Origin of the sequence: Helicobacter enhydrae (genome assembly GCF_001693335.1) — a bacterium.
In the GTDB taxonomy this organism is placed as follows: Bacteria; Campylobacterota; Campylobacteria; order Campylobacterales; family Helicobacteraceae; genus Helicobacter_G; species Helicobacter_G enhydrae.
In genome coordinates, this window is sequence record NZ_CP016503.1 from 324,090 (window position 1) to 337,242 (window position 13,153).

The following is a 13,153-nucleotide window of genomic DNA, read 5'->3' on the forward strand; positions in this document are numbered from 1 at the left end:
TTTGCTTGAGAAAAACATTGACTTTTTGCCTCTTTTCTCTCTTTGCCCAAGCCCACACTGATTCTTGCAAAGACATCAAGCTTTTCAATCAAGACCAACTTGATGTAATTGAGTATGCCTACAATTATGGCAACAAATACGGCTTGGGCTACACAATGGCTGCGATTGCGTGGCAAGAATCTTGTGCAGGACGCTATCGGATCAATTTCGCCGACCCAAGTGCAGGTATCTACCACGCCTATCTTCCCAATGTCATCAAACGCCATTACAAAAAGCAAGATACGCCTTTTAGACGCAATGTAGTCGCCGAAGAGTTGATCTCCAATCGCACCTTTGCTTCAAAAATCGCATTAGAAGAGTTGCTTTATTGGAGAAAAATCCGCAAAAACGACTGGAAAGCTATCATCAAATCCTACAACAAAGGCTTCAGTTGGGAAAACAATCCCAACAAAGACAAACAAGCTGAGGCTTACTATCAAGGCATTGCACACAAAGTCAAGGTGCTTCAAGGGTTTTTCGCCAAACCACGCCCCCCCAAACCATCCACCCCAAAACCTACCCCACAACCAAAACCCGCCACGCCCCACAAGCCCACGCACAAGCCACCCCACAAATCCACCCCCAATATCCGCCTACTCAACGAGCATTAAAACCTATACCTCAATCCAACATTCCAGTTTGTGAATACTTCTTTTTGATCCACTGACATTTTGGCTCCTATGCCTCCTGTGAGAGCAAAGCCTTGAGTGATATTGCCTTCTCCTCCTGCATAGATTCCTAGATTGACTGCATTGTTTCTTGGTAAAACATAAGGGACTATGAGAGCATTGGCAAATCCAATGTTTGCATCACTTCCATCATTGAACAACGATTTTTCAAGGAATGGGAGGAGATAGAAATAAGTGTGCTCATTGAGATATTTACGCATTTCCATTCCTAGGACAATATCAAGGCGATAGTTGCTCATTGATTGCATTCCTAGTTTTTCTACACCATTGCCTTGTGCTTCACCATTGTAAAGGAAAGAGAAATTGATCCCTCCTAATGGTTTGAGATAATAAGGGCTTTCTTCATTTCCTACTTTGAAGCTATATCCATAGAGAGCACTTAAGTCTGTAGAATAGAAGTTATAAGATAAATCTTGATTGAGAATGTTGTTGATTTGATAATAAATCGTATCAAGCTTGTTTGTAGAGTGTGCAAGTCCGATGTTTTGAGAGAGGGTGAGATCGATTTCATTTTCTCCAAAAAACATTCTTGTATAAACTCCCAAACCTATATTGTGAGAATAGTTTGTCAATGTGGAAGTGGTATAGGTGCCATAGCCATAGCTTAGGGCAAAGCCTAGGAGGTATTCTTGATTATCTCCCAAAATCAAATCATAACCTGCACTCATTCCATTGAGTGTGGCGTTTTGTGTTTGGTTGGCATTGATGGCTCCATCATAGGTTGCCCAAAGTTCTCCTTGAAAAGGGTTGTTGGGTTGTGGTTCATCCAGTAGTCCGATAAGGAGGCTATCATCATTGTTGGCATAGTGGTATTTGGAAGCTTCTTGGATAAGGGAGGCAACTTCGTTTTTGGAGCCAAAAGGATTGCCTTTTCTTGCCATTCTTGCTTCATAGTTATTGTGTCGTATCATCTTGAGGGCTTGGAGGGTTTGAGTCCCTGCATAAATACTCTCTCCTAGATTTGCAAAAGATTGATTGATCATAAAGAGTGCTTGAGAGGCAAGGGTCACATTTCCACTAGCGATACTCTCTGCAAGTCCTATCTTGAGGGCATTGTTGGTTGTAAGGATAGAATCAATGATTGCTTGATTGTTGCCTGAAGTGATGAGAGATTGGAGCTGTGCTTTGGCTTGGGGGTTTTCTACACTCTCTAGGAGTTCTAGGGCTTTGGTTTGGGAGACGGAGAAAGAGAGATTGAGATTTTTGACGATCTTTTGCCCCCCAAAAGTCGCTTCTTCTAGGATTGGCTTAATTTTGAGCGTGCTAAACTCCCCACTTGAGACTGCGACATCTTGCAATGTGAGATTTTCCGCACTTCCGCCGGGCATATAGCTTTTTTTCTTGATCCCCTCTTCTGTTTGGATGATTGTATGTGCCCCCGCCCTCAAGGCAAACAATCGATCATCCTGATCGCTCAAATAGCTTGACGCATTGACTTTGACATTGACAAGCTTGGCATCAGATTTGCTATCCCCTTTGAATTCCACGCTCTTTGCTTCCACTTTTCCAAAGACACCACCCCCCAGAGGATTCTCTGCATTGACATAGCCGATACGCGCACTAAGCGTGATCGAGCTTCCCTCTGCGATATACAAAGAAGCCTGTTCTTGATTTCCAGAGGGGCGTGTGTGTGCATTGATCCTTAGCACCCCACTATCGACAAACACATTGCCCGCCTCGATCCCATCACGCGCGCCATTGAGCGAGAGAGTGCCTTTTTGCACGCTGATAGCATTGGATCGCAAAGTCAGCACTCTAGCATTGAGACTTGAATCCCCATAGCTTGTGATCCTCACATCTTTGCCAAACTTCATATCAATCAATGAGGGATTTTCCAAACTTCCACTATACGCACCAATCGCACCATTGCCAAGATGTGTATCGGCGTTGATTTCTATGCTTTGTGGTGTAGTGTTATCTTTTTTGAACAACTTCAGTTCCCCGCCAGTGCTTGAGATAGAATGCGTGCCCTCTTCTAGCTTGCCTACCAGTGTGAGATCCTGTGCTTGCAGACTTGATTCTCCATAAGATTTCAGATCGCCCTTAAGCGTGAAGCTGTTGTAAGTGGGGCTACTGCTACCATTTGATTTCAACAAAATCAAATGTCCGCCTTTTTGCTCTTTTTCATCGCCCAAAGTGAGACTGCCTATAGAATCCACATTGCCTACTTGTTGTGAGGGTGGTGGCGGGGGTGGCGGTGGTGAGGGTTGAGTTTCTGTGCGATCCGATTCTTGCAAAGTCAAAGTGCCGTTTTTGACTTGAAGTGCATAAAGCCCTGTTTTTGCCCCATCACTCACTTGAGCTTTGAGGGATTTCACTTCGATTTTGGAATCCCCAGAGGAAATGATAGTCCCCCCAGCATTCAGCAACACTTCGCTATCTGTCTCGTTATTGCCACTACCATTGCTTTTGAGTTGCAATACTCCATTTTCTAGCTCAATCTTAGAAATATCTGTCATCTTTGTAGCAGAAGCAGTCTTATCCCAAAGTTTAAGTGTATAGCCGTTATTGGCTTTTGCTCCATTGCCGATCACTTTGATTGTCGAATCAGAAAAAGTGAGATTATCTGATATGCTTGCCTTGCCTTTGGCGGTGATATTGTGGAGCTTTAGCCCTTGTGCATTGCCACCATTAGTGCCTTTTGCCAAAATCGCTTCTTTGTCAGTTTGTCCCTCTAGATAGACTTCTCCTTGCAGATCAAGAGGAGTGCTTGATCCACCTGTGCTATTTGTTTTTGTTTCTAGCGTTAGGGTTGTGTCATAAACGCTCACTTTGGATTCTTTGCCAAAGGTCAATTCTTTTGCCTTGATCCTAACACTCTTGGTCGCACCTTCACCCTTTGCGGTGAGGTGTCCTGCGATATTGAGCCCCAATGTTTGATCACTTAGCTTTTTAAGACTACTTGTCCCCACTTGAATATCAAAAGTTGTTTTGCCATTTGAGCTTCCATTTTCAACAACTCCACCCTCAGCACTTCCCTTTGTGTTGTCCAAAGTGAGATTGCCATTGATGAGATAAGTGTCTGTGCCATCCAATGTGTCTGTAAGGACTAACTGCCCAGTTTGGTTTTTATCCCCCACGCCGATCCCTATGCCAAACCCCCTTTGCTTGGTCCCCCCCTCACCTTGCGTATAGATACCACTTGCCTTGATTGTCACACCCTCAAGTGCAGTCAATCCCAGTATGGACAGATCAGCACTCTTGCTTGAGAGATCCAAAGGGTTGAGTGTATCTGTCCTAGTAGTAGCGTTCTTATAAGAAGTGAGATTGATCCCATCAAGTGTCAGACCTGAAGCACTCTCTTTGCCATTGAGTTGCAACAACGCCCCCCCTTGAGTATAGAGTTTCACTTCGGTAGTAGCACCCGCACTAACACCGACACCATTGCTTTTGCTGATCTTGGTGTGTTCAAAAGCAAAAGTCCCACTTCCTGCCCCAATCACCCCGCATTCTTGAGTGCAACCCTCTCCCTTTGCTCCGAGTGCATAGAGTTTAAATTCTCCGTTTTGTAACTCTATATTTTGATTTTGGAATCTCAAAGCCGAAGCTGTGATAGTCAAGCCATTTTTTATCTCAAGAGAGGATTGGAAATCGCCCAATGTGCCAAAAGTCAATGTTTGATAGCTCTTTTCATCCCCTGCTTTGATACTTGTCCCAGTGTCAAAAACAAGTTTAGAACTTGCATTTTCAGCCAAGAAGCTCAATCCCCCTGCTCTGCTTTTGGCATCAGTGATGAGATTGAGCTTTGTGAATGAAAGATCTCCAAACTGCACAGATTCTGCTTCTAGTCTGAGCGTGGAAGTTGGTGTGCTTTTGCCCTCGAAGCTGACTTTGTTGGGATTGGTGCCATCACTGCTACCATTTTGGAGACCGAGTTTGAGTGTCCCTACGCCTTGAGTGTCTAGAACGAGCGTGCTAGGCGAACCACCTGAGGTGCCTGCAGGAGTAGGCAAACCCACTTCAACTTGCAGTTGGCTCAATTCTAGATTTTTAGCCGAGATTGTCCCGCTTGTTTTAGCTTTTATCGTGCTAGAGCTAGCATTAGCACCGACAATCTTTAGATCCTGTCTTGCATTCTTATCAGCGTTCAAAGCCTCAACATTCGTGCCACTCATAGTCAAAGTAGAGATGTTTGTCCAAGTGATTGCTGTGTCAGCAAAAAGTCTAAGATTGAGACTAGAAATGCTCAAAGTGCCTTGATTTGTGATACTTGTCGCACCTAGCCCTAAATGTCTAAAACTCTCGCTATCAGCAATCCCAAGAGTCACCCCTGAAGCATTTGCAAAAGTGATACCCCCCTTAGCGACAAAATCCAAATCCCCACCACCTCCAAATTTGTAATTCCCTGCACCAAAGGTGATTTTTGTAGCTTCAATCTTGTTCATTCCTTTGGCGGTGAAAGTAGGGGTTGCAGGTGGTTTCCCAGCACTTGCGTCTATAGTCACCCCAAGATCACTCGTGCTCACAATGCTACTATTTTGCATTGTGAGGTTGCTCACTTTGAGCGATGTCAAGGTGGCAAAATCCATTTTGTGATCCACAAGGCTCAATGCCTTAGCATCCAAAGTCTCAAAAGTCGCCCCTACATTGAGCGTGCCACCTTGGATAAGAGAAGTGCCACCATTTGCTGTATCAAAGCTTAGAGTTTGTGCAGTTTTCCCCACCCCACTTGCCTTTATACTTGAAATGCTCAAAGTCGCACCAGTATCAATCTGTAGCTTTTGATCTTTGATTGTGAGACCACTACCGCTTTTTACTTGGATCTTTGCATCTCCTTTGATTATGAGATTGGCTGAAGGGTTGTAGTCCAACGGAGCTTGTGGGCTAGGTGGAGTTGCATTGATTTCACTCACGCCCACCAGAGAGGCACCTTTGGAGAGTTGCAAACTCCCTGTGTTTGTCAAAGTGGAGTTTGTGCCATTAAGCTTCAAACTTGCGTTCTCTCCGAGGATCAATCCTCCAGTGATACTCACTTGCGAAGTCGTAGCGATAGAAGAATCTGCCTCTACCTTTGTGCGTCCTTTGAACTCCACGCCATCAGTAAAAACACCCAAGGTTAGATTGATTTTCTTACCTATAGTGATCATACTTGCCAAAACGCCTGATGTCTCTCCAAAGATAAACTTTTTTAGCCCACCAGTTTTTGAAGTATCAATCTTCAAAGTGAGATTGGCGGTTCCATCAGTCTGATTGACAAAGCTAAATTTATCTTTGAGGACTAGATTTGTGGCTGTTGGAGGATCCTTTGGAGTTTTGGGAAAAGTGAATTCTAGTGAAGTGGTTTTGAGTGTGAGATTGCTATCACTCCCTGTCCAATCGGTGCCATATTTTGCATCACTGCTCGTATCTTTTTTCGCAGTCTCATAATTCCCCTTCCCCCCTGTATCATTTTTGCCAAAATTAGCTATCAAATCAGGACTTTTATCCTCTGCCACAGCCACACCAAGCATCAAGCTCAGCGCCAAACTCACCCTCATCCAATTCCCTTTGTTTCTCATTATCAAAACCTATACCTCAATCCAACATTCCAGTTTGTGAATACTTCTTTTTGATCCACTGACATTTTGGCTCCTATGCCTCCTGTGAGAGCAAAGCCTTGAGTGATATTGCCTTCTCCTCCTGCATAGATTCCTAGATTGACTGCATTGTTTCTTGGTAAAACATAAGGGACTATGAGAGCATTGGCAAATCCAATGTTTGCATCACTTCCATCATTGAACAACGATTTTTCAAGGAATGGGAGGAGATAGAAATAAGTGTGCTCATTGAGATATTTACGCATTTCCATTCCTAGGACAATATCAAGGCGATAGTTGCTCATTGATTGCATTCCTAGTTTTTCTACACCATTGCCTTGTGCTTCACCATTGTAAAGGAAAGAGAAATTGATCCCTCCTAATGGTTTGAGATAATAAGGGCTTTCTTCATTTCCTACTTTGAAGCTATATCCATAGAGAGCACTTAAGTCTGTAGAATAGAAGTTATAAGATAAATCTTGATTGAGAATGTTGTTGATTTGATAATAAATCGTATCAAGCTTGTTTGTAGAGTGTGCAAGTCCGATGTTTTGAGAGAGGGTGAGATCGATTTCATTTTCTCCAAAAAACATTCTTGTATAAACTCCCAAACCTATATTGTGAGAATAGTTTGTCAATGTGGAAGTGGTATAGGTGCCATAGCCATAGCTTAGGGCAAAGCCTAGGAGGTATTCTTGATTATCTCCCAAAATCAAATCATAACCTGCACTCATTCCATTGAGTGTGGCGTTTTGTGTTTGGTTGGCATTGATGGCTCCATCATAGGTTGCCCAAAGTTCTCCTTGAAAAGGGTTGTTGGGTTGTGGTTCATCCAGTAGTCCGATAAGGAGGCTATCATCATTGTTGGCATAGTGGTATTTGGAAGCTTCTTGGATAAGGGAGGCAACTTCGTTTTTGGAGTTAAAAGGATTGCCTTTTCTTGCCATTCTTGCTTCATAGTTATTGTGTCGTATCATCTTGAGGGCTTGGAGGGTTTGAGTCCCTGCATAAATGCTCTCTCCTAGATTTGCAAAAGATTGATTGATCATAAAGAGTGCTTGAGAGGCAAGGGTCACATTTCCACTAGCGATACTCTCTGCAAGTCCTATCTTGAGGGCATTGTTGGTTGTAAGGATAGAATCAATGATTGCTTGATTGTTGCCTGAAGTGATGAGAGATTGGAGTTGTGCTTTGGCTTGGGGGTTTTCTACACTCTCTAGGAGCTCTAGGGCTTTGGTTTGGGAGACGGAGAGACCCAAAGCTAGTTTTTGGACAAACTGCTTTTGTGTATCCTCGATGAGTTTGGGAGTCAAAGTGAGCGTATGGAATCGCCCTGTATTGACGCTAATATCCTCTAGGGTGATCTTTTCTGTTGGAGTCCTAGCACCTGCTCCACCCGGTGCGCTTGGCTTTGCTTTTTTGATCCCGTCCTCTGTATCGATCAAAACGATGTCCCCCGCCCTCAAAGCAAACAATCGATCATCTTTGGTTTCTTTGGGGGTGTCAAGCGTGATGTTGATTAGTTTGCCACTTCCCTCAAACTCTATGCTCTTTGCTTCCACTTTTCCAAAGACACCTTTGCCGATCGGACGCACCGCATTGACATAGCCCACTTCAGCACTTAGGGTGATGGCTTTGCCTGAAGCGAGTTTGATCGCCGTGCGTGATCCATTGCCATCCAAAGTCTTGAAAACCCCTTGATTCTGCACTTTGAGATCTCCGATCGTATGTGCTGTGGCAGTCGTGGTGGATAGACTTGTAGAAGCCACGCTCCCAATCAGTTGCAACTCTCCATTGCCGACATTGATGTCATTGGAGGCGAGTGTCAAAGTCCCTGCTTTGATTGCAGAATTACCTTGACTTGTGATACTCACTCCGCTATTCAAAGTGATGTTGCCAAGGGTGCTAGAAGTTTTGTAATGACTCAAGCTTCCTGCATTGAGCTTAACATCTGCCCCAATCGTTAGCGTATCACCAGCATTCGCTCTAGTGGTGCCACCTTTGATGAACTTCAATTCTCCATTATTGATTGAAATTGTTTTGGTTTGATTCGTTCTACTTGTCCCATTATTGAGGGTGAAGCCTGAAGCGGTGATTGAAGTGTCGCCATAAGATTTCAGATTGCCATTGAGTGTGAAGCTGTTGTGAGTAGCGTTGCCACTACCATTTGATTTTTGCAAAATCAAATGTCCGCCTTGTTGTCCCTTCTCATCGCCCAAAGTGAGATCGCCTATCGCATTGCCAGTTGGAGTGGATTCTTGCAAAGTCAGAGTGCCGTTTTTGACTTGAAGTGTGTAAGTGCCACTACTCGCTACGCTTACCTTGTTTGCTTGGATACTTGAATCCCCTTGCGAGAGGATAGATCCACCTGCTGTCATTTCAAGCTCTGCATTACTACCACCATTATTGATGATTAAGTCTGCATTGTGCAAAGAGATATTTGAAACTCCTGAAACTTTATTGCTAGAAGCAGTATCAGTGTTTTTCAAAGTCAGAGTTTTGGCATTTCCATTGCTAAAGATTTCAAGATTTGCATTATCAAATGTTAGCTTATCCTCAATTCTCGCTTTGCCTTGAGAGATAAGATGTTTGATTTTTAATCCATTGCCACCATTGTTTGCTTTTTTGCTTTTGATTTGAGCTTCATTAGAATCGGCACTGCTTAGATACACAATGCCTTTCAAATCGATAGGACTATTATTTGTGCTTGCACTCCCCTCATCAAGATACAAAGCAGTATTGATCGCCTCTACTCTTGAATGCTCTCCAAATGTGAAATTTTGAGCTTTGATAGTTACTACATTTGTGCTTGTGCCAATCCCTCTCAACACGCCCCCTACATTTAAAGCCACTTGATGATCGCTTAATTTTTTGCCGTTTAGCTCCACATCAAAACTGCTATCTGTATCAGTCTTGACACTCTTGCCCTTGGCAGTATTATCAATCGTTAAACTCCCATCGATTCTAAATTCAGTGCCACTTTCTCCACTTTTTAGTATAAGTGTCCCTGTTTTGGTGCTATTCCCCACATTGATCCCTAGTCCGAACCCTTGATTCTCTCCACTATATATCCCACCAGCTTCTATAGTCACTGCACCCAATGCGTTCAAAGTCCCACCACTTGATAAATCAAGCTTTGCCTTTGTGTCTGTGCGACCTGTGCCACTTGCGTCACTTGATTTCAAAACACTAACTTGGATATTTTCTAGCGTAAGATTGTTTGCAAAAAGTTTGGCTTTTTCTTTGGCATAGAGTTTGAGGCTTGAGTTTGTTGCACTGCTATTACTGATAGAAGTGTTTTTGAAGTTGAACTCACCGATCGGCTCCCCACCACTGACCCCCAACGCATAAAGGCTAAGTGCTTTGCCACTTGTTATCTTGACATCCTGCTGTGAAAATCCAAGTTTGGAAGCCTTGATACTCGTATCTCCATCAACCTTGATAGTGCTAGTTTCTGCACTCTCAAATGAAAGGGCTTGGAAAACACTGCTTTTGTCTTTGGAGTGTTGCGTTGTGATTGTTAGGGGACCACCATTGCTTGCCTCGCCAAGAGTGAGGGTGGAGCTCGCATCAGCACCACTGATGACTGCCCAATCAAAATCAGGGCTTGTGATCGTGACATTTAGCTTATTTAGTGTCAAATCTCCAAAAACCACTTTGCGACTTTTGAGCTCTAGTTTTTCTGATGTGTTTCCACTGATTGTCACCTTGCCATCTTTGGTTTGAGTGTCTTGTGCCCCACGAGCTTTTGGTTTTGTGTCTTGTTTGCCAAGCGTGATCGTTCCCTCTGCCTCCAATGTGAGCTTAGGAGGAGTAGGAGTGCGACTACCATTTCCCAAAGTAATCGTTTGCCCATAGATTCCTATATCACTCCCTTTGAGAGTGGTGTCACCTGTCACGCTTATCGTGCCGTAGCTAGTATTTTTGGCTTCATTGCTGATCTCAAGCGTTGAGAGCTTTTTGGTGTCATTTGTTTTGGCTGTGATTGTCCCACCATTTAGCACGAGATTCTTGTTTTCCCAAGGCGTAGATTTGTCTGATAGGATCTCTACATCAAGATTTGAGATTTTGAGATTTTTGGTTTGCAATTTGCCCAAGATTTGAAGCTTTGGCTTGTTTTGCTCTCTAGCTCCAGTAGATGAAATAGTCGTGATTTCTGCTTTTTGGCTACTTTGCCCCTCTTCTCCAAATGTCACTACTTCACCCTGTAGCTTCAGCACCCCCTTGCCCTCGAAACTATGCGTTCCTTTCACCTGTATCGTTTTGGCATTGATCGTATTCTCACCTGTGAGCACAAAGGTGGAGGCACTACCTGCTTGAATAGTCAGAGCATTTTCACTTGCAAGTGTTGTGGAAGTCAATGCTAGTTTGGTGTTTTTGAGAGTAGCGAGCTTGGAGTTTAGGGTAATATTCTCAAAACTCGCACTTTGGGTTTCCAAAGCCGTAAAATCTTCCAAAGTGATTTTTGAGTCTTTGCCACCTTTGAAAGTCACGCCATAGGACTCACCCTCACCTCTGCTAGAAGTTCCATCTGTCAATTTCAAAATAAGGGTTTTTCCATTTGGTGCAGGAGATTGTGCAGGTTTTGCTACTTTGGGCATATTGATCTTGAGCGTTGCATTGTCTCCGATAGAGATGTCTTGCTTTAGCATTGTCAATGTGCCTGTGCCACCTGCACTCCCCTCTTCTGCCCCGCTGATTGTGGCTGTTATACCTTTCTCAAGTATGATTTTGCCTCTAGAAGTGCTTGTGATACTTTTCACCCCCTCTAGACTTGTATCTTTTTGCAAGGTGATCGTGCCGTTGTTTTCCAAATCCCCCACGCCTTTGAAATGGCTATCTCTTTGCAAAACCAATCCACTCACGATTTGGCTTTTTGTAAATCCATCAAGCGTGAGGGTGATATACTCTCCCAAAAGCACTGAGGAAGCACCGGGAGTTTGACCAAAGGCAAAGGTGGTTAGAGTTTGAGGCTCTTGTTCCTTTTTGATTGTGAAAGTCACCGTGCCACCACCACTTCTTTGAATCTTGAAGCCATCTTTGAGGGTTAAAGTTGTCGGAGTAGTAGCACCTGTTTGGGAAGTTTTGGGGAAAGTAAAAGTGAGATTATCAGTTTGAAGCTTTAGGAAGCTATCGCTCCCTGTCCAGTCTGTGCCAAATGTGGCTTGTGTTGAGGGTGAGCTTCCATTTTTTGTGACACTTGCATAGTTGCCCTTACCCCCACTTGCATTGCTCCCGAAGTCTGCAACAAGTGTTGTAGCCTCTACTGATAACAATGAAGCACACAAAATGCCACTCAAAGCCACACTCAATCTCACTCTCACCTATTTTCTCCGATTTGCTGATTAAAATCCGTCTATGTTTGTTTCAAAATAAAGCCAAAATATTACACTAAAAAAGCACCAAGATTCTAAATTTGTCAAAGTTCGTTAGCTTTGGCACTTCAAATCGCAAAACATCATTAAGCAAAAGTCTGCACTCTATCGTTGGATTGTCACACAAAAAATGGAGTTGGTTTTTGCAAAAGCACATTTTTTAATTTCTCAAGCTTGGTTTGGATAAAGCACGGCTTTGGGGTGGTTCAAGCTTGGCTTGGTGTTTTTCTTTTGAAGTTGGTTTGAGGAAGTCTGTTCTTTTGGTGATTCTAGAATCTAGGGTTCTTTTTTAATCTTGGCTTGAGCAAAGCACCCTTTATACAATTCTAGAATCCCCTAGGATCTCTCTTAAGGGGGGCAAGGGGAACTTAAAGCAAGCGTTCCCCTTATCCCCCTTAACAACCCCCATAACCCCAGCATTGCATTAGCAAGGCTCGTTCAAGATTATATTGACTTGGAATCTTTTTTGGTTCTACAAGGTTGGTTTGGTTAGCAGTTTTCATTTCCTTGATAACTTAGTGGGGTTTTTGTGTTTTTGTGATTTTTTAAAAAATTGCAAAGAGATTCTAAAGATTCTAAGAATTTAAAGAATCTAAACAAAAACAAGAATCTAGATTCAAGATTTAAATAAAAAATCAAAAAATCAACAAACAAGAATCAAACTCAAATATTGTACTCTATCGTTGGGTTGTCACACAAAAAGCGGGCAGGGATTTGGGGGATTTTAAGGGGGATAAGGGGGGTGCCTCGCAATAAACCCCCTTGTCCCCCTTATAGAAAAAAAGCAAAGTGGGATTTGGAAACTAGAAAGCGTGCTTCTGCAAAACCAATCCCAAAAAAGAGAAACTAAGAGATTCTAAAATTGCCAAAGAGTATAACCTCTCAAACCAAGATTCGGCAACCAAAGAATCACCAGAGGGTATAGATCCTCTCAAGCCAACTCAAAAAGGAAGTCCTTTGGGTCGCCACCAACCCTCACAACTTCTAGCAAACCACAAACCGCATTGGAGCAAAACACCCTCTCTGCCCTTTGCAAATCACAAACCCACAGCTCCTCCTCTTGCACCCTCCCCTGCTCTATCAAATGCTGACGATACACGCCCGGCAAAATGTGGGATTTGGGCGTCAAAAGCTTCCCATCAATCTCAAGATACACATTGCTTCTTGAGCCCTCTAGCAATCGCCCCTCCTCATCACAAAACACCACATCAAACACCTCACATCTAGCAATCCTAGCTGCCACATCTGCATAATAAGGACGCAAAGTCGTTTTGTGTGCGATCAAATCCCCGCCTCCGATACGCTTTGCGATCTCTATTTTGTCACACACAATCGGAGTGATAGGAGAGTTTTCTAGCACAAAGCTCCCATTTCTGCTAAGTTTGAGGCGTATTTTGTGAGGGATAGAGAATCTAAGGGATCGCAAATGCTCCTCAATGCCATCACAATAGCAAAACCCCAAAGACTTGGCACTCCTCTGCAATCTCTGTAAATGCAAATCTAGCAGGGCGATCCCATCATCATAACGCATCGT

General features: G+C 43.5%; 4 protein-coding genes. 1 reads left to right on the forward strand and 3 read right to left on the reverse strand.

The window, feature by feature from the left end; genetic code table 11:
• The first annotated feature begins 5 nt into the window (after positions 1–5).
• A complete protein-coding gene (locus BBW65_RS01530) occupies positions 6–650 on the forward strand; it encodes a hypothetical protein (protein ID WP_066338768.1) in 645 nt (214 codons plus the stop codon).
• Here the strand turns inward: BBW65_RS01530 and BBW65_RS01535 are convergent.
• The 3 genes from BBW65_RS01535 to BBW65_RS08155 form a co-directional block, all read right to left on the reverse strand.
• Positions 647–6,226 (reverse strand): autotransporter outer membrane beta-barrel domain-containing protein, encoded by a 5,580-nt coding sequence (locus BBW65_RS01535; protein ID WP_066338770.1) that lies wholly within the window; start codon positions 6,224–6,226, stop codon positions 647–649. The two genes, BBW65_RS01530 and BBW65_RS01535, sit on opposite strands and share 4 nt — an antisense overlap.
• A 2-nt stretch (positions 6,227–6,228) precedes the next feature.
• Positions 6,229–11,568 carry an autotransporter outer membrane beta-barrel domain-containing protein gene (locus BBW65_RS01540; protein ID WP_199919453.1) on the reverse strand — a complete coding sequence of 1,780 codons (5,340 nt, stop codon included), beginning with the start codon at positions 11,566–11,568 and terminating at the stop codon, positions 6,229–6,231.
• 982 nt (positions 11,569–12,550) lie between these two features.
• Positions 12,551–13,150, reverse strand: coding sequence for an aminotransferase class IV (locus BBW65_RS08155; protein ID WP_407645232.1), 600 nt, complete (start codon positions 13,148–13,150; stop codon positions 12,551–12,553).
• Between the last annotated feature and the right edge of the window lie 3 nt (positions 13,151–13,153).